Here is a 25,789-nt window from a genome sequence, read left to right as displayed (position 1 = left end):
CTCAAAAATCCTTCTGTTCGAATCCCCAGATGCCGAAGGCGACCGCGGCGAGGCCGAAGACGGCGATCCCCGCGAGCTGGCTCGCGAGATCGAGCGCCGCGACGGGCGCCGAGGCGGCGAGCTCGGCGGAGGTGTCGGCCAGCGTGGAGACGCGCGGCAGGAGCGCGGTGACGGCGCGGAAGAGCGCGCGGGGGGCGCCGGCCTCGAAGAAGGTCGAGAGGCGCTCGCGGTAGCCGGCGACGATGCCCGCGACGAAGAGGGCGCCGCCCGTCGCGGCGGAGAGCGCGGCGCTGCGCGCGAACACGGCGACGGCGAGCATGGCGCCGTAGAGGGCGGCGAAGGTGACGCTCGCGAGGAAGGCGGCGAGGACGGGGCGCAGCGTCCAGACGCCGGTCTTCACGGCGAGCAGGAGCGTGAAGCCGCCCGCGCCGTAGAGCGCGCCGGCGAAGGCGAGGGCGAGCACGCCGAGGAAGGTGCCGGCGAGCAGCTCCCAGCGCTGGACGGGGAGCGCGAGGAGGTGCTCGATGCGGCCGGGCGCGAGCAGGCTCGGGGCGAAGTCGGCGCAGGCGAGGACGCCGAAGCCGAGCCCGCCGTAGAAGATGACGTACGCCGCCGCCCGGAAGATGGGCCGGAGGGCGACGTCGACGGACCGGATGTCGGTGGGGACGACCTGGCCGAAGAGGCGCGTGGCGGCGAGGGCGCCGTCGACGACGTCCATGCGCAGGGTGAGGCCGGCGACGCCGAGCAGGAGCGTGATGCCGGCGCCGAGGGCGAGGAACCACCGGCGCGAGGCGGCCTCGCGGACGAGGTCGAGCGCGACGGCGAGGACGGTCGTCACGACGGCGCTCCGGAGCTCGGCCTGCCCTGCGCGCCGAGGGCCTCGGCGAGGACGTCCTCGAGGTCGCGCATGTCGCGGGCGAGCTCGATGAGCAGGGCGCCCCGGGCGCGGGCGCCGTCGAGCAGGGCGTTGAGGTCCTCGGGGCTCCCGGCGTCGCAGGTGAAGGCGCCGTCGGCGTCGCGCGCGACGAAGCCGAGCGGGGCGAGCGCGGCCGGGTCGCAGCCGGGCGCGAAGCGGGCGCGGTAGCGCGTGGCGCTGCCGCAGAGGGCCTCGAGGGCGCCCTCGCGGACGAGGCGGCCGCCGGCGAGGATGCCGATGCGGTCGCAGACGCGCTCGGTCTCGGAGAGCAGGTGGGAGTTGAGGAAGAGGGTGGCGCCGCGGGCGCGCTCCTCGGTCAGGATGCGGCGGATCTCGGCGCGGCCGAGGGGGTCGATGCCGTCGGTGGGCTCGTCGAGGACGAGCAGGTCGGGCGCGCCGAGCAGGGCTGCGGCGAGGCCGAGGCGCTGCTTCATCCCCTTGGAGAAGCCGCCGATGCGGCGCTCTGCGCTGTCGCGGAGGCCGACGCGGGCGAGGTCGCGGAGGAGCGCGGCCTCGGTCATCGAGAGGCGCTTGAGCCGGGCGACGCTGGCGAGGAAGGCGACCGGCGTGAAGGCGTGCGGGAGGTGGAGGCGCTCGGGGAGGTAGCCGATGCGGGCGCGGACGGCGCGGTCGTCGGGGGCGCCGCCGAGGACGCGGACGACGCCGGAGGTGGGGCGGACGACGCCGAGCAGGGTCTTGATGAAGGTGGTCTTGCCGGCGCCGTTCGGGCCGAGGAGGCCGAACGCGGCGCCGCGGGGAATGACGAGATCGAGGCCGGCCAGGGCCTGGTGGCCCTCCCGCCGGAAGAGGCCCGCGTAGGTCTTGCGGAGCGCGGCGGCTTCGATGGCGAGCACGGCGGGAGCATAGCCGACGCGGGCGGGAGCCGCAGGGGTCGGGCGCTCGCCTGCGCCGCCAGGGCCGGCCATCCGGTGCGCGCCGTGCCGATTGGCGCGGAAGAATCGCGCTGTCTGGCCGCGCCGTACGGCCTTCGGGGGTCACTCGCTGCGACCGAAGAAGTCCATCCGCAGGTCATGGCCGCACGACGCCTTCCTGGTACCGGAGAGCGTAGTACGTGGAGGTGGTGCCCTCGATACAACCCCAGAAGTCGATGCCTTGGACAGCGCTGTGATGGGAGAGGACCTCGATTCCGAGCGCGACCCGACGCCGCGCCGCACAGCCAATGAAAAGAACGGTTCCCTTTCGCGTGATGGAATCCACCATGGCGGCTCAGCAGGGCAGCGCAGCGCACGATTGCACCCTACTGGCAATCTTCCAACCAGCGTCCTCGATTCTCGCTTGTGTGGGACACGATCGACCCGGATAGACACGATTGTCGGACGCAGCCGCCCGGGATCGTGTAGGATGCGAATGTGGCGAATCTCGACGAGATCTCGGACCGGACTTACGTGGCTGCGGGCGCGGACTTCGCCTTCGTGATCACCCGGCGGGGGAGGCTCGTCACCCGGCGAGCGCCGCGCGACATGTCCGAGGAGGGCCGCAGGCGGATCGTGGAGGCAGCGCTGGGCCTCGGGGGCCAGGGCCGGCTCGGTCATGTGGAGCTGCCGCGCGAGGACCTGGTCCCGTACGGGGGCGCGGCGCCCATCGACGTGTACTTCGGCGTGGCCGGCGAGGTGATCCTCTGCGTGGTCATGCCCACGTGGGCGGACCGCCAGGGCGTGTGGCCCGCGCTCGAGCACGGCCTGCGCGCCGTCGACGAGGCGGCCGCGGCGGCGTCGCGGCCGGTCCACAAGGGGCAGCGGCGCACCCGGTCGCGCCCGCGCGGGGAGGCGCCGCCCGCCTCCGCGCGCCGCCCGGTCGTCGAGGTCCGCGAGCCGCCGCCGTCCACCCGCGCGGTCGCGGCCGTCCGCGAGCCGTCGCCCGCGAAGCGCGCCGCGCCGCCGTCGCCGCCGGCCAGGCGCAGCGCCGTCGCGGGCCTGGTCCTCCTGGCCAACGGCGGGCCGCCCCGCTCGCTCGCGCGCCCGGTGGTGCTCCGCGACGCGCCCCCGCCGCGCGCCTCATGTCCGCCCGCGCCCGCGGCGTCGTCGCCGGAGCTCCGCATCGGCGAGGCGGCGCTCGGCCGCGAGAGCCACGCCGCCGTCGCGCGGGAGCTCGGCGGGGCGCTGTCGTCGGCGCCCGAGATCCGGGTGGGCATGGCGTCGGTGGGCCACGAGACCCTGGCGGCGATCGAGGCCGAGCTGCTGCAGCCGCCGCGCCCCGGCTCGATGCCCGAGGCGTTGCGCGTCGAGCTGGTGAGCATCAGCCGCGAGAGCCTGCTGGAGATCGCGGCCGAGGAGGCGCGCCAGGCCACCGCGGGCCCGCGGCCGTCCGTGCCGCAGGTGCGCCCCGAGCGCCTCACCCACCCCTGGGTCGAGCCGCCCGACGACGCGGACGTCGAGCCGGAGGCCGAGATCGCCGGCGCGGTGCTCGCGAGGCGCGCTCGCTCGGGCTGAGCCTCGATCTCGCCCCAGAGCAGCATCCGTGGGCTGAGCGCCATCAGCAAATGCAGGAGTCGACGCCCCGAGCGCGCCCTGCGCTGGCCGCCGTTGGCCACCGTCGGTGCGGAGGACCGCACCGACCGACAGGCAACCGGCCGTAGGGCCCGTGATAGGCTGCGCGGCATGGGCGCGGTGACCCTCGACGGCAGCGACGCGGACCTCGATCGGTTCGCGGATCGGGTCTTGAACGGCGCCACGGCGGTCGAGGCGCTCAGCCCCGTCGAGCGACAGATGCGCTGGGACATCGAGGACCGCGCGGGGTTCACCCGGTCCACCGCGCTGCGCTCGGGGATCGGGCTGACGGTCACGAAGCTCCGGTGGGAGCGCCCGTGGTCTTTGGCGCTCGACCATGGGGCCTCGCGGCTCAAGTTCGTCGTGGTGCGAGGGCCTGGGCCTCGGCTCACGACCAGCGCGGGGGAGCTCCACCGCCTCGACGGGGGCACGTTCCACGTCAGCCAGATCAAGCGACCCGTGCGCCTGCGGTTCGATTTCGATGACCGCGCGGTCGACCGGGATCACGAGCAACTCTCGCTCGAGATCGACCGCGCGCGGCTGAGCGAGCTGCTCGGCACGAAGGTCCTGCCCGCCGCGGTGGAGCGGGTGCTGGCCAGCCCGCGCGCCTATCCGAGCGACGCCCAGCCCGTCGTGCCTGCGCTGTTCCAGCTGATCGACGAGCTCGTCCACTGCGATGCCCGGGGCGCCTCGCGCCAGCTCTACCTCGAAGCGAAGGGCCTCGAGCTCTTGGCCGTGATGGTGGACCGCCTCGAGGAGAGCGAACGCGCGGCGTCGTCGGTGCTCTCGACGCACGACGTCGATCGCCTGGAGCGAGCCCGGCAGATCGTGCTCGCCCGCATGGACGACCCGCCGCGCTTGCCCGATCTGGCGCGGCTGGCAGGGCTGAACGAGGCGAAGCTCAAGGCCGGGTTCCGCGCGCTCTTCGGAGACACCGTCTACGGTTACCTTCGCGACCGGCGCCTGGACGAGGCCCACCGCCTCCTGCGGCAGCGACGGTACAGCGTGAGCGAGGTGGCGGCGCGGGTGGGCTACGCCAATCCGAGCAAGTTCGCGGCCGCGTTTCGCGAGCGGTTCGGCGTCCCTCCGTCGCAGGTCACCTAGCGCTGCCCGGCGGAGGTCCCGCGCCTCCCTCGCGCCCGAGCTGCCGTCGCTGCGAGCGCGTGGGGCGCGCGACCCCGCCGCGCGCGTCGCACCGAAGCCGCCGGCCAGGAGCAGAGATGCTCCGTCCTGGAGCGGCCGCCCACGAGAGCGGCGCCATGGTGCAGAGAAACGGCGCAGCGGCATGGCGCACGCCCGGCTCGGCCGCGGCGCGCCCGTGCCCGGCCGCGCCCCCCGACCGAAAGGCCACCCCGATGAAAGCCATCGTCTTCACCGCGTACGGTCCCCCGGAGGTCCTGAGGCTCGCCGAGGTGGACAAGCCCGCTCCCGGGAACCGTGAAGTGCTCGTCCGCATCCACGCGACCACGGTGACCGCCGAGGATCCGAAGATGAGGGCGTTCAAGCATCCGCCGCTGCTCTGGCTCCCGGTCGGCATGCTCTTCGGGTTCCGGCGGCCAAGGAAGCCGATCTTGGGCATGGAGTTCGCGGGAGAGGTCGAGGCCGTGGGGAGCGACGTCACCCGCTATCGCAAGGGGGATCCCGTCTTTGGCTATACCGGGGTCGGCCTGGGCGCCCACGCCGAGTACAAATGCGTCCCCGAGCGCGCGGTCATGGCCGCCAAGCCGAGCAACATGAGCTACGAAGAGGCGGCATCCATCCCCAACGGGGCGTTGACCGCGCTCGTGTACCTGAGGAACATGGCCAAGCTGAAGGCCGGAGAGGACGTCCTCGTCCATGGCGCCTCGGGGGCGGTCGGTACGGCGGCCGTACAGCTCGCCAAGGCCCTCGGCGCGCGGGTCACGGGGGTGTGCAGCGGACGAAACCTGGCCCTCGTCGCGTCCCTGGGCGCGGACGAGGTCATCGACTACACGCGGCAAGACTTCACCAGGAGCGGCCAGGCCTACGACGTCGTCTTCGATACCGTCGGCACGACGTCGATGGCCCAGGTCGAGGGCTGCCTTCGCCCCAGGGGCCGTTATCTGGTGACCGTGTTCGGCCTCCGGGAGATCGTGGGGATGCTCTGGACGTCCCTCGTGGGAGGGAAGCGCATCCTCGGCGGAGCCTCCAATTTCCACTGGACGTCGGACGACCTCGCGTACCTGCGAGACCTGATCGAGGCCGGAGAGCTCACCGCGGTGATCGACCGATCCTATCCATTGGCCGAAGCCGCCCAGGCGCATCGGTATGTCGAGGCAGGGCACAAGCGGGGAAACGTCGTGCTCACGGTGGGCGGGCCACCCCGTACGGCTGCTTGCGAGCTGCCCCGCGCATGAAGCCCTCGGCGCCGGAGCGGTCTCCGGCGCTTTCGACAGAGCCCGCCGGCCAGGGCGGTGAGGAGGCCATGACGCACCTCGTGCTCGCGCCGGAGCAGCGGATCGCCCCGGGTTGTTGCTGAGGCAGCAGCGCACCAGCAGCGCTCCGGGCTGACGACAGCTCGGCACCGCCTGCCAGCGGGCGCGCGCCGACCGACGGCAATCGCCGTGCCGCGCGCGGAGCTGCGGCATGGCGGTTGCTCGTTCTTCGCCGACCACGCCCGCGCCCGTCGCTCGCCTCAGGCATCGTCGGCCGCGGCCCCCCCCCCGCTCGACGCCCGCGCGTCCCCCGAGCCTGACAAGGAGTCTCCCGTGACCGTGCCCCACCGACCCGGCAAGCTGCATCTCAACGCGTTCCTGATGACGATAGGACACCACGAGTCGGCGTGGCGGTTCCCGGAGAGCCACCCGACCGGCACGTGGGACGTGGCGCACTACAAGCACCTTGCCCGCGTGGCCGAGCGCGGGACGTTCGACTCGATCTTCTTCGGCGACGGCCCGGCGCTGCAGGGCGACATCCGGTACCGGCCCGTGGGTCGGCTCGACCCGACGGCGCTGCTGCCGGCGCTGGCCGCGGTGACCGAGCGGATCGGGCTCGTGGCGACGGCCTCGACCACGTACAACGAGCCCTACAACCTGGCCCGCCGCTTCGCCACGATAGACCACATCAGCGGGGGCCGGGCCGGGTGGAACATCGTCACCACGGCGGGCAGCGACGCGGCCCAGAACTTCGGCCTCGACGAGGTGCCGGAGCACCGGCACCGGTACGAGCGCGCGGCCGAGTTCGTCGACGTGTGCCTCAAGCTGTGGGACAGCTGGGAAGACGACTTCCTGATCGGCGACAAGGCGACAGGGCGCTTCGCGGACGGCGACAAGATCCACCGCATCGACCACGAGGGCCGGTTCTTCCGCGTGCGCGGCCCGCTCAACGTGCCGCGCACGCCGCAGGGCCACCCGCTCCTCGTGCAGGCAGGCTCCTCGGAGGACGGCAGGGAGTTCGCCGCCCAGTACGCCGAGGCGGTGTTCACGGCGCAGCAGACCCTGGCCGAGGGGCAAGCGTTTTATGCGGACCTCAAGCGGCGGGTCGCCGCGTTCGGGCGGAACCCGGCCCTCGTGAAGATCCTGCCGGGGATAGTGCCGATCCTCGGCGGCACCGAGGAGGAGGCCCGGCGGCGCGAGGGCGAGCTCGCGGAGCTCCAGGTGCCCGCCTACGGCCTGAAGCAGCTGTCCGGCCTGATCGGCGTCGAGCTGACCGAGGCGGACCTGGACAGGCCGCTGCCCCCCGTGGGCGACGTGAAGGCGGTGCGGGGGATGCAGAGCCGCTTCGCGCTCGTCACCGACCTCGCGCGGCGGGAAAACCTCACCGTGCGACAGCTGCTCTCGCGCCTCGGGGGCGGCCGCGGACACCGCACGTTCACCGGCACGCCGGAGCAGGTCGCGGACACGATCGAGGAGTGGTTCACGCACGGAGCGGCGGACGGCTTCAACGTGATGCCGCCGCTGCTCCCCTCCGGCCTGGAGGCGTTCGTCGAGCACGTGGTGCCCCTCCTGCGCCGGCGCGGCCTGTTCCGCGCCGAGTACGAGGGCACGACGCTGCGGGACCACTACGGGCTCCCCCGGCCGGAGAACCGGTTTGCGGCGCGCCGGGCGGCCGGCGGCCTGGCCGCCGCCGCCGCGGCGCGCTGAGCGCGCGCCCGCCGGACGACCGGCGAGCGCGCTTCAGCTCAGTTCAGCTCAGGCCGCGGCAGCGCGAGCGCGCTGCCAGCCGCTCCTGCCGCGGAGCGACCTTGGCGCAGCTCATCGGCGCCCTCCCGCGGAGGCGGTGACGCCGGCGTTCTTCCTGTTCCGGAGCTTCTTGACGACGAACGCGGTCACGGCGCCGGCCGATGCCGCCTTGGCGAGGACCACTCCGATGGACGCGAGGCACGCAGGGCACATGGGGCTCTTCTCCTCCTGTCGGCGGTGCGCGCGGCGCTCCGCCGCCGACGCAGAGAGATGACACACGGCCCGCCGCCGCGAGAGCAACATCGATGTCGCGATTGACGGATCCATCTCATGCCTAGTCGTCCAGGGAGCCCCAGCCCCGCCACGAGCTCTGGATGGCGACGCTGATCTGATAAACGACGCCGGGCTGCTCGCCGTTCCAGCGCATGACGCCCCGTTGGACCACGTCACGCGCGGGGCCCCCGGGGACGGCGTACGCTATCCTGCCGATGCCGTAGCCCGCGGTCGGCTTGAGCGCGTAGGTGCCGACGAGCTGGTGGTTCGACGAATAGAGATCGAGGCGCAGGCGAGGCGCGGCGCCTACCGCCTTGAAGAACACATAGAGCGCCTGCTCCTCCAAGACGTACGCGGCGCACGCGCCGCACTGGGGATCTCCAGGCTGCGGGTCCCCACCGGCGAGCTCGATGACCGACGCCTGCGCCGGCTGCGCCACGCTGGCCATCGCCGGCAGGGTCGCCGCGAAGCCCACGCCGGCCGAGGGATCGAGCGCGGTGAGGAGGAGAGAACCAAGCCCTGACACGAATCGATGAACCATCAGCGCCTCCGTCGTTCTGCGGGGTCACGCTCTTCTTCGCCGGCACCCCGGCGTCGTTGACGCTGGTTTCGTGCTCCCAGGGGGGCCGGTGCCCTGACGCTGGCCCGGCCGCGCGGCGCGCCGCCAGCGCCGCTCCCCGGAGCCGCGGGCGACGCTCGGCGAGGGCGCGGCGCGCCTCGGACGAGGGCTGGAGTCCACGACGGAGGAGGACGAGGGCGATCGGGGCACGCCGACCGAGGCGGAGAGTGCGCCCGCTGACACTCATGCCGACGACGCACCCTCTCCGGCGGCCCTCTGGACAGAGCACCGTGCGGGTCCGTGCGTGCGTGCACGTGCGCTCCGTGCGCTCGCACCCCCCGGATTCCCCAGCAAACCCCGACATTTTCGCCGACAGATGGGGTGGCCCACGCCGTGCTTGGGGCGAAGCAGACGACGCAGCGTGGCGCACCCGTGGCGCCGCGCCCCCTGCTGGCCGAGGCGTGCCGCCCGGCGCGGTCCCCGCAGGACCGAAGCCGCGCTCGCCCCGCGCTGCCAAGGAGAGCACCGCGATGCCCACCGACGACGATCGCATGATTCCGAGCAGCATGTCCCCCCTGACCCTCCGGCAGTACGAACAGGTGTCCCGCACCCTGATCGACAGCTCCCCCCCGCAGCCGGGGGAGATCGACGTCGCGCCCCGCGGCGCCGGCAAGTACGGCGCCTGGATCCGGCAGTTCGTCACGGGCGCCGCGGGCTGGCTGAGCACGAGCCAAACCGCCTTCTGCATCCCGCTCGTCACCTTCCTCGTGCTGCTCACCGTCCTTGTCTTCCGGCCAGGGCAGCTCGACGCGACGGTCGCGGTCGACCTCCGCCTCCCTTCGGAAGAAGCCATTCCGAAGGAGCAGCTCGCGCAAGGCGTGGAGGAGATCGACCCCGAGGACATCGTGTGGCGCTTCCGTTACGGCGCCACGGGCACCGAGTTCGGCGGCGGCGTCCCCTACTGGATCTTCCGCGTCATGCCGAAGATCTTCGACGACGAGTTCAAGGGGCGCGGCTACGATCGCTTCGGCTTCGGCGCCGACGACGCCGCCTATTACGCGTCTCGACCGGTGGGCCGCGGGCTCTTTCTGGCCGACTCCACCCTGAACATCCCGCTCCTGCGCACCCGCTTCGCGCTGAAGCGCGTCGCCATCAACTGCTCGGGCTGTCACCGCGGCGAGTACCTGAACGAGCGCGGCGAGCCGGTCTACGTCGACGGGATGCCGAACCACACCGCCGACCTGCAGGGGTTCAAGCGCTTCTTCGCGCGCGCCTTCCAGGACGAGCGCATGACCGGCGATCGGCTCATCCAGGAGATCAACGCCGCGCTCGCCGAGGAAGGGGCCGCCCCGCTCACCGCCCGCGAGCAGGCGCTCTACCGGATCCTCCTCGTCGAGCTGAAGAAGCGGGGGAGCTCCGGGGCGTTCGACTGGATGGACCTCCGGGCCGACAACGGCCCGGGGCGCATCGACCCCTTCAACGCGGTCAAGTTCGAGGTCCTCAAGGCGCCCGACGACGGCTCCGCGGCCCAGATCGACTTCCCCTCGCTGTGGAACCAGCGCGCCGAGATCCGCGAGTGGCACCACGTCGACGGCAACACGATGAGCTCCAAGGCGCGCAATCGCGGCTCGGCCATCGGCGTCGGCGCCGTCCCGATGTCGCTCAACAAGCCCACCATCGACGCGATCGGGCGCTGGCTCGACCGCGACCTCCCGGCGCCGAAATACCCCTTCACGGCGCCCGAGGCCGAGCGGGTGGAGCGCGGCCTCGCGGTCTTCACCGAGCATTGCGCCTCGTGCCACGGGCTCTACGACCCGGAGGGGCGCACGATCGAAGAGGTCGAGGGCAGCCTCTACATGGATCGCGTCGACACGGGGACCGACGCGGAGCGCTCCAAGGCGTTCATGAAGCCGGCCGCGGACGCGCTCAACGCGTACGGCGAGCGGCGCCTGCTCTGGGAGAAGGACGCGTTCCGGCCGGTCAGGGAGGCGGGCGAGTACCTCGCCGGCCCGCTCGACGGGATCTGGGCGCGCGCCCCCTACCTCCACAACGGCTCCGTGCCCACGCTGGCCGACCTGCTCAAGCCGCCGGCGCCCCGCGGCAAGCTCGCTCCGGAGAAGGCGCGGGAGTTCCGGCCGAAGCAGTTCTACCGCGGCGACCGGCGCTTCGACCAGCGCAACGTCGGGTGGGTGTCGACCGAGCCGATGGAGGGCGAGCGCGCGCTCTTCCTCTACCGCACCGTCGACGACAACGGCAAGCCGATCCCGGGCAACGGCAACGAGGGGCACACGTACGGCACCGACCTCCCGCCGGAGGACCGCGAGGCCCTCATCGACTATCTCAAGACCCTTTGATCGAACCGGACCAAAAGGAGCAGAGTCATGATCCCCCTCTTGGAAACCGCGCTGGCCTTCGCCATGATCATGCTCACTGCGAGCCTGTTCGTGAGCGCGGTCGTGCAGGTGATCGTCAACGTCGGGCGCTACCGTTCCGGCGTCCTCGTCCACATGCTGCGGTCGCTCATGCACGGCTTCCGCGCGTTCCACAAGGACCCCGACGTCGTCGATCCGGCGACCGGGCTCCCGGCGCAAGGCGCGCTCGAAAGGAACGAGGCCTGCGAGATGCGCTTCGTGCACGAGGTGCTCTCCGATCCGGTCCTGCACGCGCGCAGCGCGAAGCTCGCGTACGGCTCGGACCCCGGGCGGCTCGCGGGCCTCGTCGAGTACATCGACGTCGAGGACCTGATCAGCATCGCCACCGGCGCCTCGGCGCCGGCCGACGGGGACGGGCGCGAGCTCCTCTTGCCCAGCCGCTGGGTGAGCTGCGGCCAGGGCGGCCCCAGCGCGCCGAAGCGCTACGCGACGCTGGAGCAGTTCTCCACGTACGTGCGCCGCTGGTTCCCCACGCTCGAGGGCACGGCGTCGCAGACGTTCAAGATGCGCGTGCGGCGGCTGACGCTCCTCGTCTCGATGATGGTGGTCATCCTCTTCAACTTCGACGGCTTCCAGGTGCTCGCGCGGCTCCACCAGAGCGGCGCCGCGCGCGCGCAGGTCGCCGCCCACGCGGACGCCGTGACGACCACCGCGGCGCGCCTGGGCGAGCGCCCGGCCGGCGCGCCGGACGAGCTCCCCGACGCCACGCTCGAGGAGCTCGGCCTCGAGATACAGAAGACGGCGACCCTCCTCGACGAGGCGAACCTCGGCGTCGGCTGGCAGCAGAGCTGGATCGTCCAGCGGTTCCGCGCGTACCGCCACGACGTCCTCGCGCCCCCGCCGACCTCGCTGGAGCTCCTCCAGGACACGCTGTTCTGGCTGGCCGGGCTCGCCTTCTCGTGCGGGTTGCTCTCCCTGGGAGCGCCGTTCTGGGTCACCACGTTCGCTCGGCTCATCCAGATGCGCAACGAGGTGCAGCACCGGAAGCGCCTGGAGAGCGCGTCCGGCGTGAAGGTCGCCAGCACCGCCCTGCCGCTCCCCGCGCGCGAGCGCGCCGTCGCCAAACCTTCCTGAGCCCACCAACGACATCGAGGATCTTGGTCATGAACACGACGCTCAAGCTCCACGAGGAGTACCCGCCGCCCGGCGAGGAAGACAGCATCCGCCAGATCATCGAGATCATGAGGCGCAATTACGAGCAAGCGTACCCCTCGGGCGCCTCGCCCGCGCTCCGCGGGGTGCACCCGAAGTCGCACGGCTGCGTGAGGGCCCACTTCATCGTCGACGAGGGCTTGCCCCGCGAGCTCCGGCACGGCGTCTTCCGGGAGCCGCGCGTCTACCCGGCGTGGGTCCGGCTCTCGTCGACCTCCTCGCGCGTCCAGTCCGACATGAAGCGCGACTCCCGCTGCATGGCGATCAAGCTGCTCGGCGTCGAGGGGGAGAAGATCCTCGACGGCGAGAAGGACGCGACGACGCAGGATTTCCTGATGGGGAACACGGACGTGTTCTTCTCGCGGAACGTCGCGGACTACCTCGAGCTCATGTCCGCCATGAGCGCGGGCAAACCCCTCTCGTATTTCTGCTCGCTCCGCCCGCCCCGCCTCCGGCTGCGCGAGCTCATGAACTACCTCTCCGTCGTGCTCAAGCCGGTGAAGAACCCGCTGCACGCCCGGTACTTCAGCCAGACGCCGTTCCGGCTCGGCGAGCGGGCGATGAAGTTCTGCGTGGTCCCCCGGCCCTGCGGCGCGCCCGGGGTCGACGTCGAGCCGGGCGACGACGCGCTCAAGCAGGCGGTGGCGCGGCAGCTCGAGCAGGGAGACTGGATGTTCGACTTCCTCGTGCAGCTCCAGGCCCACCCGACGAAGACGCCGATCGAGGATCCGACGATCCGCTGGAGCGAGGATCTGGCGCCGTTCACCAAGGTCGCGACGATGATCATCCCGGCGCAGCGCCTCGACCTCCCGGGACAGGCGGAGTTCGAGGAGAACCTCTCGTTCACGCCCTGGCACGCGCTGCCGGCGCACCGGCCGCTCGGCGGGCTGAACCGCGCCCGGCGCGCGGTCTACGAGGCGATCTCGAAGCTCCGCCACGAGAGGAACGGGGCTCGCCGCGAGGAGCCGGCGGCGCCGCGCGCCGGGCGGGCGCGCGCGCCGTCGAGCGCAGAGCCGGCGCGGCTCGGATTCGGGTGAGGTCATCGCCATGCTGCCCAGGAACGACATCACCCATGCTCATGCCGACGTGAACGGCGTCCGCCTCCATTATGCGTCCAGGGGCGCTGGCAAGCTCATCCTGTTCATCCACGGCTTCCCCGAGCTCTGGTACGCCTGGAAACGGCAGCTCTTCGATTTCGGCCGCCACCACCGCGCGGTGGCCCTGGACCAGCGCGGCTACAACCTGTCGTCGAAGCCGTCGGCCGTGGACGCCTACGGCATCGACCTCCTCGCCGCGGACATCGCGGCGCTGATCGAGCACCTCGGCGAGGAGAAGGCCGTGCTGGTCGGCCACGACGTGGGCGCGGTCGTGGCCTGGGCCGTGGCGCTCCGCCACCCGGAGCGCGTCGAGAAGCTCGTCGCCATCAACATGTCTCACCCTGCGTGCTTCGATCGGGCGCTGCGGGAGGACCGAGCGCAGCAGGCCGCGAGCCAGTACATGCACCTCTTCCGGAGCCGGTCCGCGGAGGAGCACCTCTCCCAGAACGACTACGGCTTTCTGAGGAAGATCTTCCTCGAGCCAGGGCTGTCGCAGGGATATTTCAGCGAAGCGGACGTCCGTGTCTACCTGGAGGCGTTCGCGCAGCCGGGCGCGATGACGGGGGGGCTCAACACCTACCGTGCAGCGCAGATCGGGCCTCCGGGCCCGGGCCAGCCCGTCGGGGGGAGCAACCTCACCCGAGGGCTCCGCTCGCTCACCGTCTCCGTGCCTGTCCTCGTGATCTGGGGCGAGCGCGATCCGTACCTCTTGCCGGCGAGCAACCTCGCCGGGATCGAGCTCTACGTCCCCGATCTGAGGGTGATGCGCGTGCCCGAGGCGACCCACTGGATCGTCCACGAGGAGCCCGAGATCGTCAACGCGGCGATCCGCGGCTTCCTCGCGCGCGAGCGACCTGGCGGCCATCCGCGGGCGAAGCCGGCCTGATTCATAGATCCGGCCACCCTGCGCGCACCGCCCAGGCACGGCCTCCACGGCCGCGGCTGCCCGCGCAGTAAGGATGGGCCTGGCGCGGGCGCGGAACGTTACCGATGTCCGTGTCGGCCTCCCGTGATAAAATCACGCTCCGGAATCTCCTCCGTGACGTCCACGACGACCCTGACCGATCGAAGCCTCCTGTGGGGCCGGAACGACCTGGAGCCGCCCCCGGAGTTCTTCCACCTGGTCATCGCCTGGTCGCGCGAAGAGCCGCACCGCGTCGGAGAGGCGGCGCTCGTCGACGGGCGCTGCGTGCTCGGCCGCGGCGGGCCGCAGTCCCAGGACAGCGCGCCGCGCCTCGCCTTCCACCGTCAGCGGCCGGTGGGCTGGGCCATGATGCCTCCGCTCGAGGGGCCGCGGATCTCGCGCCTCCAGCTCGAGCTCACGCCCACCGAGGACGGGCTGCTCGCCGTCCGCTCGATCGGGCGCTGCCCCCTGCTCATCAACGGCGCGCCCGCGACGCAGGGCCTCGTGAAGGCCGGCGACACGCTCACCCTGCACAACGCCCTCGTGCTGTTCGTGGTGCGGCGGCGGTGGAGCCTCGAGGTGATCCAGGCGCTCAAGGAGGCGCCGCGGTTCTCGTTCGGCGACGCCGACGCCCACGGGATCGTCGGGGAGAGCCCGGTGGTGTGGGCGCTGCGCGGCGCCCTCGCGTTCGCGGCGCAGTCCGGCAACCACGTGCTCGTGCGCGGCGAGAGCGGCGCCGGGAAAGAGCTCGCCGCGCGCGCCATCCACGCGCTCTCCCGCCGCCGCGCGGGCGTGTTCGTCGCGCGCAACGCCGCCACCTTCCCCGAGGGGCTGGTCGACGCCGAGCTGTTCGGGACGGCCAAGGGCTACCCCAACGTCGGCAGCCCCGAGCGCCCCGGGCTCATCGGCGAGGCGGACGGCGGCACCCTCTTCCTCGACGAGATCGGCGAGCTCCCGCCGCACCTGCAGGCCCACCTGCTGCGGGTGCTCGACCGCGACGGCGAGTACCAGCGGCTCGGCGAGTCGCGCGTGCGCCGCTCGGATCTGCGCGTCATCGCGGCGACGAACCGCCCCCTCGAGTCGCTGAAGCACGACTTCCTCGCGCGGTTCCTCATCACCGTGAGCGTCCCCGGCCTGCCCGATCGCCGCGAGGACATCCCGCTGCTCCTGCGGCACCTGCTCGCCACGGCCGCGCGGGAGAGCCCGGAGCTGACCGAGCGCTTCTTCGAGCGCCGCGGCGAGCGGCTCGCCGAGCCGCGGATCGCGCCGGCGCTCATCGAGGCGCTGCTCCGCCACCCCTACACGCACCACCTGCGCGAGCTGGAGCGGCTCATGTGGATCGCCCTCGGGTCGAGCCACGACAATTTCCTCGCCCTCACGCCCGATCTCTGCGCGGTGCTCCGCCCGGACACGGGCGACCCCAAGACGGATCCCCGGGCCGGCCCCAAGACCGATCCAGGCAAGTCGATCCCGCCCCAGCCGTCCGACTCCGGCTCGCTCGGGCGCGCCGAGATCGAGGCCGCGCTCGCCGAGGCGCAGGGCAGCGTGACGACCGCGGCGCGCCTCCTCGGGCTGAAGAACCGCTTCGCCCTCTACCGGCTCATGAAGCGCCACGGCATCGCCGGGCCGGACGAAGAGGCGAGCGAGGGCTGAGCCGGCGCGGGCGGCGGCGCCCGCCTCACGCGCCCGGCGCGACCCGGGCGGGCGCGCGCTCGCCCGCGCGCATCCGGGAGACGATGGCGCGGTAGGCGCGGGTCCACGCGTCCCGGTGCGCCTCGGTCCAGTCCGCGGCGCTCACCTCGGACAGCGCCGCGACGAGCGCCTCGCCGAACCCCTCGTACATCTCCGGGGTCACGCCGTAGGCCGCGTGCTGGGCGCCGAGCCGCGCGAGCTTCTCGGAGAGCCAGACGTCGTCCTCGAGGTGGTCGAGCACCGCCATGAGCGCCCGCTCGAACATCGTGCCCTGCGCCCCGGGGCTGTTGCGGGTGAAGAGCCGCCTCGCCTGCGGGTACCGCTCGAACAGGGACCGATACACGAGGCGAGGAAACTCGTGATCACGCTGCACGACGAGCTCGAAGCTGTCGCGCAGCAACTCGGCATCCTGGGGTGACATGAAGGAACGCCCTTCCGTCGGGGTGAGCATCGACCCCGCGATCAGCATCGTTCGTGCCGCGAAGCATCCGCCGACGCGCGCGGCGCGCCGGTCCGGCCGCGGCCCTCACGCCGTGCGCGCACGCCCTAGGGCGTGTGCGCGCACGCCTCCACGTGCACACCTGGACGCAAGTACGTCCACCAACACGCCGCTCGCTGTAGTGCAATGCCGGCCCCAGCAACAAGGCAAAGACCGATCCGCCGGGCTGTCCAGTTGGGTATCCTCGCAGGCGCACCGGGCGGTCACTCCGCGCGCTCGGCGCGGCCGTGGTGGTGGAGGGCTCGATCCGTGTCGTTCCTCGAAGGTTCTCTGGTTGCGGGTCGGTTCCTCATCGAAACGCTGGCCAGGCGGGGCGGCATGGGGGAGGTATTTCGCGCCCGGGACGTGACGACGGGCGCGCCGGTGGCCCTCAAGCTGCTGCACGCCGACGCCGCGCGCTCGGAGGAGACCGAGCGTTTCCTGCGGGAGGCGCAATTCCTGGCCGATCTCGAGCACCCGGCCATCGTCGCGTACCTGGCGCACGGAAAGGCCCACGACGGTCGGCCTTATCTCGCGATGGAGTGGCTGTCGGGGAAGGACCTCGGCGAGCGCCTCGACCGCGGGCCGCTGCGCATCTCCGAGTGCGTGACGCTGCTCACGCGGGTCGCCGACGCGCTCGCCGTCGCCCACGGCCGGGGCGTGGTCCACCGCGACATCAAGCCGAGCAACCTGTTTTTGCGCGACGAGCGCGTCGACGGCGTCACGGTGCTCGATTTCGGCATCGCGCGCTGGGCGGCGGCCGGCATGACGCTCACGGGGACCGGGCGCTTCGTCGGCACCCCCGGCTACATGGCGCCCGAGCAAGCGCGGGGCGACCGCGAGCTCGGGCCGACCGCCGACATCTTCGCCCTCGGGTGCGTCCTGTTCGAGTGCCTGACCGGCAAGCACCTGTTCGCCGGCCGCGATCTGGTGGGCGTGCTCGCGAAGATCCTGTTCGACGACGTCCCGCCGGTCGTCTCGCTGCGCCCCGACACGCCGCCCGCGCTGGCGGAGCTGCTCGCGCGCATGCTCGACAAGGATCCGCTCCGGCGCCCCCGCGACGCCGCGGCGCTCCGCGAGCAGCTCGCCGCCCTGACGCTGCCGGAGGAGAGCGACGAGGCGCCGGCGCCGGTGCTCGCGGCGCCGCCGACGCCCCGGGCGCTCACCGGCGAGGCGATGCAGCTGCTCAGCGTCGTCCTCGCCGTGCCGACCTCCGGCAATCCCAGCGAGACGCTGCCGCCCGCCACGGCCCAGACCTGGGCCCGCCCGACGCGCGACGCCCTGCGCTTCCGGCTCGCGCGCCTCGGCGGCCGCGCCGAGTGGCTGGCGGACGGCTCGCTGATCGTCATCGTGTCGCCGGCGAGCAGCGCGGTGGATCAGGTCTCGACGGCCGCCCGCTGCGCCCTCGAGGTGCAGCAGCACTGGCCCGAGGCCCGCATCGCGCTGACCACCGGCCGCGGGCTGCTCCACGGCGGGGTGCCCGCCGGAGAGGCGATCGACCGGGCGGTGGCGCTCCTGCGCGCCGGCGCGGAGCCGACGGTGACCGCCGAGCCCGACCCGGAGGGCGCGGCGCTCGAGCCGGGGATCTGGCTGGACGAGCTGAGCTCGAGGCTGCTCGAGCCGCGCTTCCTGATCACGACGATGGGCGGGCAGCTGGCCTTGACCGGCGAGCGCGCGAGCGTCGACGAGTCGCGCCCGCTGCTCGGCCGCCCGACGCCCTGCGTCGGCCGCGAGCAGGAGCTCTCGATGCTGCTCGGCGCGATCGACGGGTGCATCGAGGAGGCGACGCCGTCCGGAGCGCTCGTGATCGGCGCGCCCGGCATGGGCAAATCGCGCCTGCGGCACGAGCTGCTCCGGCGCCTCCGCGCCCGGTCGCCCGGCCTCGAGGTGCTGTTCGCGAGCGGCGCGCCGATGAGCGCCGGCTCGCCCCACGCCCTGCTCGGCGAGGCGCTCCGCCGCCTCTGCGACGTGCAGGCCGGGGATCCGCCCGCGGCGCAGGAGGCCAAGATCCGCGGGCGCGTCGGCCAGCGCGTCCCGCCGGCCGACGTCGAGCGGGTGAGCGAGTTCATCGCGGCCTTGTGCGGCATCGCGGTGGAGCGGCCGAGCGCCTCGCTGAGCGCCGCGCGCAGCGATCCGAAGATCATGAGCGAGCAGATCCGCCGCGCCTTCCTGGATCTGCTGAGCGCCGAGGCCGCGGCGCGCCCTTGCCTCCTCGTGCTGGAGGATCTGCACTGGGGCGACGCGGCCACGGTCAAGCTCGTGGACGCCGCCCTGCTCGAGCTGCGCGAGCGCGCCTTCTTCGTGCTGGCCTTCGCGCGCCGCGAGGTGCACGACGTGTTCCCGAAGCTGTGGCAGGGGCGGGTCGTGCACCGGGTCCCGCTCGCCGGCCTGACCAGGAAGGCGGCCGAGCGGCTGGTGATCGCGGTGCTCGGCGCCGAGGTCCCGCCCAGCCTGGTGGCGCGCATCGTCGACCAGGCCGCGGGCAACGCGCTGTTCCTGGAGGAGCTGATCCGCGCGGTGGTCGAGGGCAAGACCGAGGGGCAGCCCGCGACGGTGCTGGCGATGCTCCAGGCCAGGCTGTCGTGCCTCGAGCCGGAGGCGCGCAAGGTGCTCTGCAGCGCGAGCGTGTTCGGGCAGACGTTCTGGCGCAGCGGCGTGCTCGCCATGCTCGGGCAAGAGCGCCCGGCGGCCGGCGGCGACGGGGCGGATCGATGGCTGGAGAGCCTGGTCCGCTCCGAGATGGTGGAGGTGCAGTGGAGCAGCCGGTTCCCCGGCGACACGGAGTACCGGTTTCGCCACGTCCTCGTGCGCGACGCCGCGTACGGCCTCCTCGCGGCCGAGGATCGGCGGCTCGGCCACCAGCTCGCCGGGGCGCACCTGGAGCAGGCGGGGGAGGCGGACCCCATGGTGCTGGCCGAGCACGCGCACCTCGGCGGGGATCTCGAGCGCGCCGCGCTGTATTACCTGCGCGCGGCCGAGCAGTCGTACCGGAGCAACGATTACGACGGCATGCTCTCGCGCGTCGAGCGCGGCATCGCCTGCGGGCCGCGCGGCGACATCCTGGGCCGGCTGCTCGGGATGAAGCTCGACGTCTGCTTCCTGCGCGAGGACTGGCACGTGGGCCTGGAGATCGGCAAAGAGGCCCTGTCGCTCTTGCCGCGGGGGAGCGTCGCCTGGAGCCGGGCGGTGGGCCGGCTGGTGGTGATGACGGGCCACCTCGGCCTGGCGGACGACCTGGAGCCCCTCGTGAACGCGATCATGAGCAGCGAGCCCGAGCCCGGGGGCGAGGCGGCGTGCTGCATGCCCGTGGCGACGGCGATCACGGCCCTGAGCCACTGGGGCATGCGCGATCTCTCGCGGAGCCTCCTGGCGCGCCTGGAGCAGCTCGCGACCCGCGTGCCCGAGAGCGAGAAGCTCGCGCACGCGCAGCTGCACTACAGCCGCTCCACGTTCCTGCGGCTCCTCGGGGACGATCCCTGGCAGGCGTACGAGGACGCGCGGCGCGCGGAGGAGGTCTTCTTCGAGGTGAGCCCCTGGCGCTGGCGCGAGTTCGCGGCGAGCTCGACCGCGCTCTCGATGGCGGAGCTCGGCGAGCACGCCGAGGCGGAGCGCAAGCTGCGGGAGTCGCTGGAGCGCACGCTGCGCATCAACGACGCTTTCACGGTCTCCAGCGTCCGTGTGTGGCTGCTGATCCTCCTCTCGGAGTGCTGCGCGCCGGAGCAGCTGGACGAGATCACGGACCTGGCGAACCAGCTCATCAAGATCGGCGCCATGGAGGCGACCGTGGGGCCGGCGCACGGCGCGCTGGCGCGGGTCCTCGTGGCGCGGGGCCGCTTCCCGGAGGCGCGCGAGGCGGCGGAGAAGGCGCTCGCGGTCCTGCAGCGAGACCGGTTCTACCGGCCTCTGGTCTACCGGACGCTCATCCAGGCGCTGCTCCGCGAGGGGCGCGCCGAGGCCGCGCGGCAGGCCTCGGAGGAGGGGCTGAGCTGCCTCGCGGCGCTCGGCGGCTCGCTGGGGTACAGCGAGATCCCGCTGCGCCTCGCGGTCAGCGAGGCGCACCTCGCCGGCGGGGACGCGGCGCGCGCGCGGGCCGCGATCGAGCAGGCGCTGCGCGCGGTCGAGGAGCGCGCCCGGAAGATCCCCGACGCGGCCGCGCGGCTCCGCTACATGGAGCAGGTGCCGGCGAACGCGCGGGTGAGGGAGCTCGCGCGCGCGTGGCTCGGGCGCGACGTCGAGCGGCCGGCCGAGCCCCACGCGCGCGAGCGGACGGCGTGAGCCGCCGCCGCGGCGCGGCGGCGAGGGCGGTGGCGCGGGCGCGCGGCGATCAGCGACCGAGCCGGTGGTGATCGACCGCCAGGGCGGCGCGGGAGACCTCCGGGGGAGCGCCAGGAGGCGCGCCTTGCGCTGCTCCGCGGCGCGCCAGCTCGCGGTCGCGGAACTGGGTGGGGGTGAGCCCCGTGTGCTTCTTGAAGTTGGCGTTGAGCGTCGACTTGGAGCTGAAGCCGCAGTCGAGCCCCAGCGCGAGGATCTTCTCCGCCGGCAGGTCGCGATCGAGCAGCCGCCGCTTGAGCTCCTCGACGCGGGCGAGGTTCACGACGTCGTGGAAGCTCTTCCCGAACCGGTCGTTCAAGACCTGAGACAGGTGGTAGGGCGGCACGCCGAGGCGCTGCGCGAGCGCCGAGAGCGTGAGATCGGGGTCCCGGTACGGCCTCTCGCGCTCGAACAGGGCGACGAGCTGCGACGCGATCCGCGCCACCTGGCCCTCCTTGAGCCGTGTCTTCTGGTACTTGATCGCCGGCCGCGCCCCGGCGCTCCTCGCGGCGGCCGGCGCGGGCTCCGCCCCGCCCGGCGCGCCCGGAACGTCGGTCGCCGGCTCGGGCTCGCGGCCCGGCGCCGTCATGGGCGACGTCGCCGCGGGCGCCGGCCCCTCGCCCCGCGAGGGCTCGTGCGCCTCCGCCGCGCTCGCCGCGGCGGCCGAGGCCCTCGTCTCGGGGCCGTCGCCCAGCGCCGGGGCGACCTGCGGCTCGGACGCGCCCCTGTAGGCGATGACGTAGACGAGGACCATCAGCGCGGTGTGCAGATAGCCCAGCACGGGAACGGGGCTGATCCGCGCGAACATCGACCCGAGCCAGAGGACGAGCAACGATCCCAGGAGCCGCTGCAACCAGCGGAGGTTGATCCGGTCGGCGTTCGAGAACTCGCCCGCCACCGCGGCGCGGTAGCGGCGCACGGCCCAGAGCGCCGCCACGAGGTAGCCGAGGCCCTGGAGCTCCACCCCCCACTGCCAGAGCGCCTGATCCCAGGCGAGCTCCCCGCGGGCCTCGCGCGCCATCAGCGCGAGCTTCTCCTCGCCCGGCAGGAGAAAACGAGGGATGTCGTAGAGTGTATACAGAGCAAACGGGACGAGGTGGAGGAGCTGGGGCCCCCAGCGCCTCGGCCGCGACGTGAGCGCGCGCGCATACAGGTAGAAGAGCGGGCCGTAGAGCGCGGGCAGCGTGTCGATGGCGAGGAGCCATCGGGGATCGCTCCGGAAGGCGCCCGACCGCAGGTAGAGCACATAGGCGCACGAGGCCGCGATGGCGGCGATCGGAAAGGCGAGGATCCGGTTGGCCGTCCGGTTCTGCCGGCGCGCCCACAGCAGGGCGAACGTGAGCAGCCCCTGCGCCGTTCCGAGCAGGTACACCACGTCGAACCAGCTCGAGAGCCGCATCGAGCGGGGTCCTAGCACCTCGGCCGGCCGGCCTCATGCCGCCTCCGGAGCGCCCGCGGCCCCGGCGGGGCGAGGCGCGCGGCGCGACCCGGGTCTGACCTCATGAGGCGGGACGCTGCGCCCCGGGAAATTCGGGTCCGGTCTCATCGGACCGGGCGCTCCCCGCCCCGCCGGGGCGCAGAGGCAGGGAGCGCCCACCAGGCGCGACGCGCTGCCCGGCCGACCCGCGCCGGCGCCGCCGCGCGTCGCCCCGGGTCGGCGCGGAGAACACACACGGAAGGAGACCCGCCTCATGCACCCCATCAGACCCCTCGCTGCTCTCCTCGGCGCGCTCGCGCTGGCCGGATGCTCTTCGGCCCCGCGGGAGCCCACGGGCGACCCGCTCGCGCCGCCCGCCGAAGGCACGGCCTGGGCGATCCGCGAGGCCAGACCCATCGAGACCACGGAGCCGGTGGAGGACGACGCCGACATGGAGGCCTTCGGCGACCTCCTCGGCGCGGCGAGCGTCGTGGGCCTCGGGGAGAGCGCCCATGCCCTCCACGAGTTCAACCAGATGCGGATCCGGCTCCTCAAGTACCTGGTCGAGAACAAGGGCTTCCGCGCGATCGTCCTGGAGTCCGGGATCATCGAAGGGCGGCTGGCCGAGCGGTACGTCCAGGGAGACCCGGGCGTCGCCGTCGAGAGCGCCATGGCCGCGGGGTTCACCCATGGCTCCGGGCTGTTCGAGGAGGTCCGCGGCCTGCTCGAGTGGATGAGGGCGTACAACGCGCGCCAGCGAGACCCTGCCGCGATCGTTCATTATTACGGGATGGACCTCACCGCGGACGGCGACGCCCCGGTGATCGCGTTGAGGCTCCTCGAGCCTTACCTCGCGAGCGTGGACCCCGCCTACGCCGAGGCGGAGCTCAGCGAGCTCCTGGCGCTGGCCGAGAGGGCGAACGAGGTCACCGAGCGCGTGCGCCAGCACTATGCGAGCCTCGGCGAGGATCGCATCCCGGGCAACTACCTCGACGGCTTCACCTCGGTCAGCTTCGAGCAGCTCGGCGAGGGCGAGCAGGCCGCGCTCGAGGAGGGCATCGCGCGGCTGAGCGAGCGCCTCGCGGCGAACGAGGCGGCGTACACGAGCGCGAGCTCGGCCGAGGAGCACGCGTGGGCCGCGCACGCCGCCCGGCTGGCCGGGCAGATGGTCCGGGACCTCAGGTCGAGGCAGGCCTATCCGGCGATCGTCGACTTCGACGAGAACATCAGGGTCCTCGAGGCGATCTACCAGGACCGCGAGCCGGAGCTCACGATCGACCCGCGCCACCTCATGCAGGCGGACGACATCGAGGCCTACAAGGTGTACTTCAAGGGGAGAGAGACGCGCGAGCGCGCGCTCGCCGAGAATCTCGCCTGGGTGCAGTCGCGCCACGGCAAGACGATGGTCTACGCCCACAACTATCACCTGCTGAAGACCCAGGTCGAAGCCCGCGTGGGGGACGTCGTCATCGGCAAGGCGGGCGCCAGGGGCGCGGGCGAGTTCATCGCGGAGCGCTTCGGGGAGGAGTACGTCCTCATCGCGGGGACGATGGATACGATCCTCGATCCGACGGGAGCGCCGGTCCCGCCGGAGCAGTGGCCGTCCGACTTCATCCCCACGAGCCGGTGCGATCGGTGCCTGGAAAAGGCCCTCTCGGAGGCCGCGGCGGCGCGCTCCACCGGCGCGCTCCTGATCGACCTGCGCGGCGCCTCGGGCGAGGCGCGCGCGTGGCTGGAGGACGACATCGACAACCGCTGGCAGGGCGCCTTCCAGAAATTCAGCCCGCTCGCCGCCTTCGACGGCGTCTTCTTCGTCGGCGGGGTCAGCCCATCGCGGCCGTACGACCCCGGAAGATGACGCGTCTCTCGTCCCCGTCTTCCGTCCCCCGTCTCCCGTCTTCCGTCTTCCGTCTTCGCTCTTCCGTGCGCGTGCGCGTGCGCGTGCGCGATTCCCCGGAATCAGCGCGCACGCGCACGCGCACGCGCACGAAGACGGGAGACGGAAGACGGGAGACGGGAGACGGGAGACGGGAGACGGGAGGCGGGAACGGAGAACGAAAGACGGAGGACGGTGTCTCAGTCCCAGCCGAGAACCGCCCTAGACGTTGACCTTGTAGTTCAGCTTGACCTCGTCCCCGTGCATGCCGCGGAACCCCCAGTCGTGGGGCGGCGACTCCGAGATGCAGATCTCGATGTCCTGGTGATCGATGCCGACCTCGTCCCGGATCCTGTCGAACAGGAGCCGCACGAGCTTCTTCTTCGTCTCCACGGTGCGCCCGGTCATCATCGAGATCTCGATGATCGTATAAGCGTCGGTGCGCCCGCCCGGCGCCAGCATGTCCTCGCGCTCCATCGGGAAGAAGCGGTGCGCCCGCTTGTCCTGCGGCATCCCCAGCGCCTCCATGACGCAGGCGTGGATCACCCGCGACAGCTTCTCCTTCACCGGGTTGAGCCGGTCCTTGATCCCGTAAATCTTCACCTGAGACATCGAATCACTCCTGGAGCGGCGCTATCGCCGCAGTCCGCCACGGCTCCATCTACGGCGGTCATGCCGATTACGCCGGCTGCCCGAACAGGACCACGGCGATCGACAGGTTCGCGTGCTGGTTCTTGCCGCGGACGAAGCACCCCTGCTCCCCGAACGTGAACCTGCCGAGGAACGGCGTCGGCCCCAGCGCGGCGCTCATCCCCTGGACGACGCGCTCGAGGTCGTCGCGCACCGCGAGCATGCACCCGGCGCAGAAGATCACCAGCGCGCCCTGCGGCTGGAACGAAGGCCGCGCGGACTCCAGCGCGGCGCCGGCCACGGCCGTGATGCGATCGAGCAGGCCCTCTCTCGACCCCTTCATGAGCACGAGCTCGTCGCCCTCGCGGATGTGCACGCCGAACGTCAGCGCGTTGTCCTGGTCCACCGCGTTCGGGTGGATGAGCAGGAACTGGGGGGCCTTACCGGCCCAGCCGGAAGGCCGGCCGAGCGGGCTGAGCGCGCTCTCCGCCGCGATGGAACCGCCGCCGAGCTGCGCGGCGAACCTGCCGCCGGTCCAGCGGTTGTAGACCTCCGCCGCCGGCTGCCCGTCGATCTCGGGCACCCGCCGCCCCTCCGAGCGCGTGACCCAGCCCCGGTGCTCGGTCGGCGTGTAGCCGGAGCCGAACGCATAGGCGATCTCGCCCGACGGGTACAACGCCGACAGCAGCACCGCGTCGCGGTGCGCCTGCCCGCGCCCGAGCTGCGAGAGCACCCCGTCGAGCGAGTTCGCCCCGGAAGTGCCGCCGAACACCGGCACGTCGGCCCCGACCGCGTCCTCGATCCCGCAGAGGACCTGCTCCTCCACCCCGAGCGGCGCGGTCAGCCAGAACAGCGCCGGCGGCTTGCCCGCCCGGTCGGCGTCCTCCATCGCGCGGCGCGCCGCGCGGGCGGCCGCGGCGCGCGGCGACTCCCCGATCGGCTCGGCGGCTGCGCCGTAGGCGCCCCGCGCGTCCGCGACGCCGAACAGCGCCAGGCCGGCGCCCGGCGCGCCGTGGACCCCGGCGGCGGTCATCACCGAGAGGCAGGAGCTCGACCCGTGGACCCGCACCGACGGCGGGAGCGCCGCCGTGGCGCGCGCGAGCTCGGCGAGATCGTGGCCCTCGGTGTAGCTCAGGAAGAGATGATCCGGCTCGCCGCCGAGGCCCGCGCGGAGCGCGGCCAGGGCCTCGGCGAACGCGACGCCCGTCGAGCCCGCCGTCGAGGACGCAGAGGCCATCTTCATCGTCCCCGCCGCCCCTTCCGCGCCCGCGCGGCCCGCCCGCAGAGCCTCATTGGCGCCGGACGCCGCGCCGGTCCCGCTGTCCACGTCGTCGTTGCTCATCGGATCTGGACCTCCTGCGGCGCCCCCGGTCGGGTCGATCGCGCAGGATCCCTATACACCACCC

Annotated in this window: 19 protein-coding genes; 11 read left to right on the top strand and 8 right to left on the bottom strand. The window is 72.8% G+C overall.

All coding sequences use genetic code 11. The annotated features are described in order from the left end of the window. Position 1: 1 nt before the first annotated feature. Both WME83_RS09085 and WME83_RS09080 read right to left on the bottom strand, forming a co-directional pair. A complete protein-coding gene (locus tag WME83_RS09085; protein WP_437318867.1) occupies positions 2–838 on the bottom strand; it encodes an ABC transporter permease subunit in 837 nt (278 codons plus the stop codon). Beyond that, entirely contained in the window at positions 835–1,770 is a 936-nt protein-coding gene (locus WME83_RS09080) for an ABC transporter ATP-binding protein (protein ID WP_437318866.1), read from the bottom strand. Before WME83_RS09080 ends, WME83_RS09085 begins: the two co-directional genes overlap by 4 nt. Before the next feature lie 516 nt (positions 1,771–2,286). On the opposite strand from WME83_RS09080, the gene WME83_RS09075 reads away from it, so the two are divergent. The 4 genes from WME83_RS09075 (at position 2,287) to WME83_RS09060 (ending at position 7,523) form a co-directional block, all read left to right on the top strand. Next, a complete protein-coding gene (locus WME83_RS09075) occupies positions 2,287–3,366 on the top strand; it encodes a hypothetical protein (RefSeq protein ID WP_437318865.1) in 1,080 nt (359 codons plus the stop codon). A gap of 168 nt (positions 3,367–3,534) precedes the next feature. Then, complete coding sequence (locus tag WME83_RS09070) at positions 3,535–4,527, top strand: helix-turn-helix transcriptional regulator (RefSeq protein ID WP_437318864.1); 993 nt, start codon at positions 3,535–3,537, stop codon at positions 4,525–4,527. Positions 4,528–4,778: 251 nt separating this feature from the next. Beyond that, the gene (locus WME83_RS09065) at positions 4,779–5,798 is read left to right on the top strand and encodes an NAD(P)-dependent alcohol dehydrogenase (RefSeq protein ID WP_437318863.1); all 1,020 of its coding nucleotides are present in this window, start codon (positions 4,779–4,781) and stop codon (positions 5,796–5,798) included. Between the two features lie 351 nt (positions 5,799–6,149). Beyond that, positions 6,150–7,523, top strand: a complete 1,374-nt coding sequence (locus WME83_RS09060) for an LLM class flavin-dependent oxidoreductase (RefSeq protein ID WP_437318862.1) — start codon at positions 6,150–6,152, stop codon at positions 7,521–7,523. Between the two features lie 111 nt (positions 7,524–7,634). Here the strand turns inward: WME83_RS09060 and WME83_RS09055 are convergent, their stop codons facing one another. Next, positions 7,635–7,775, bottom strand: a complete 141-nt coding sequence (locus WME83_RS09055; protein ID WP_437318861.1) for a hypothetical protein — start codon at positions 7,773–7,775, stop codon at positions 7,635–7,637. A 121-nt stretch (positions 7,776–7,896) separates the two neighbouring features. After that, the gene (locus WME83_RS09050; RefSeq protein ID WP_437318860.1) at positions 7,897–8,376 is read right to left on the bottom strand and encodes a hypothetical protein; all 480 of its coding nucleotides are present in this window, start codon (positions 8,374–8,376) and stop codon (positions 7,897–7,899) included. Between the two features lie 548 nt (positions 8,377–8,924). On the opposite strand from WME83_RS09050, the gene WME83_RS09045 reads away from it, so the two are divergent. From WME83_RS09045 to WME83_RS09025, 5 genes are all read left to right on the top strand, one after another. After that, the gene (locus WME83_RS09045; RefSeq protein WP_437318859.1) at positions 8,925–10,748 is read left to right on the top strand and encodes a hypothetical protein; all 1,824 of its coding nucleotides are present in this window, start codon (positions 8,925–8,927) and stop codon (positions 10,746–10,748) included. Between the two features lie 27 nt (positions 10,749–10,775). Beyond that, the gene (locus tag WME83_RS09040) at positions 10,776–11,900 is read left to right on the top strand and encodes a hypothetical protein (protein ID WP_437318858.1); all 1,125 of its coding nucleotides are present in this window, start codon (positions 10,776–10,778) and stop codon (positions 11,898–11,900) included. A 29-nt stretch (positions 11,901–11,929) separates the two neighbouring features. Further along, the gene (locus WME83_RS09035) at positions 11,930–13,015 is read left to right on the top strand and encodes a catalase family protein (RefSeq protein WP_437318857.1); all 1,086 of its coding nucleotides are present in this window, start codon (positions 11,930–11,932) and stop codon (positions 13,013–13,015) included. Between the two features lie 10 nt (positions 13,016–13,025). After that, complete coding sequence (locus WME83_RS09030; protein WP_437318856.1) at positions 13,026–13,961, top strand: alpha/beta fold hydrolase; 936 nt, start codon at positions 13,026–13,028, stop codon at positions 13,959–13,961. Between the two features lie 153 nt (positions 13,962–14,114). Continuing rightward, positions 14,115–15,632 (top strand): sigma 54-interacting transcriptional regulator, encoded by a 1,518-nt coding sequence (locus tag WME83_RS09025; RefSeq protein ID WP_437318855.1) that lies wholly within the window; start codon positions 14,115–14,117, stop codon positions 15,630–15,632. Between the two features lie 25 nt (positions 15,633–15,657). Here WME83_RS09025 and WME83_RS09020 read toward each other — a convergent pair whose 3' ends face one another. Beyond that, positions 15,658–16,092, bottom strand: a complete 435-nt coding sequence (locus tag WME83_RS09020; RefSeq protein WP_437318854.1) for a globin domain-containing protein — start codon at positions 16,090–16,092, stop codon at positions 15,658–15,660. Positions 16,093–16,488: 396 nt separating this feature from the next. Here WME83_RS09020 and WME83_RS09015 point away from each other — a divergent pair, with 396 nt between their 5' ends. Then, a complete protein-coding gene (locus tag WME83_RS09015) occupies positions 16,489–20,424 on the top strand; it encodes a serine/threonine-protein kinase (RefSeq protein WP_437318853.1) in 3,936 nt (1,311 codons plus the stop codon). Between the two features lie 49 nt (positions 20,425–20,473). Here the strand turns inward: WME83_RS09015 and WME83_RS09010 are convergent, their stop codons facing one another. Continuing rightward, positions 20,474–21,859: a helix-turn-helix domain-containing protein gene (locus tag WME83_RS09010; protein ID WP_437318852.1), complete on the bottom strand. Its 1,386-nt coding sequence runs from the start codon at positions 21,857–21,859 to the stop codon at positions 20,474–20,476. Between the two features lie 292 nt (positions 21,860–22,151). Between WME83_RS09010 and WME83_RS09005 the strand changes: the two genes are divergently transcribed. After that, the gene (locus WME83_RS09005) at positions 22,152–23,735 is read left to right on the top strand and encodes an erythromycin esterase family protein (RefSeq protein ID WP_437318851.1); all 1,584 of its coding nucleotides are present in this window, start codon (positions 22,152–22,154) and stop codon (positions 23,733–23,735) included. Positions 23,736–23,975: 240 nt separating this feature from the next. Here WME83_RS09005 and WME83_RS09000 read toward each other — a convergent pair whose 3' ends face one another. Both WME83_RS09000 and WME83_RS08995 read right to left on the bottom strand, forming a co-directional pair. Next, the gene (locus WME83_RS09000; protein ID WP_061624068.1) at positions 23,976–24,365 is read right to left on the bottom strand and encodes a tautomerase family protein; all 390 of its coding nucleotides are present in this window, start codon (positions 24,363–24,365) and stop codon (positions 23,976–23,978) included. 67 nt (positions 24,366–24,432) lie between these two features. Further along, positions 24,433–25,725 (bottom strand): FIST signal transduction protein, encoded by a 1,293-nt coding sequence (locus tag WME83_RS08995; RefSeq protein ID WP_437318850.1) that lies wholly within the window; start codon positions 25,723–25,725, stop codon positions 24,433–24,435. Positions 25,726–25,789: the final 64 nt, after the last annotated feature.

Source organism: Sorangium sp. So ce385 (genome assembly GCF_051474135.1).
Taxonomy (GTDB): domain Bacteria; phylum Myxococcota_A; class Polyangia; order Polyangiales; family Polyangiaceae; genus Sorangium; species Sorangium cellulosum_D.
This window is presented reverse-complemented; position numbering and strand designations above follow the sequence as displayed.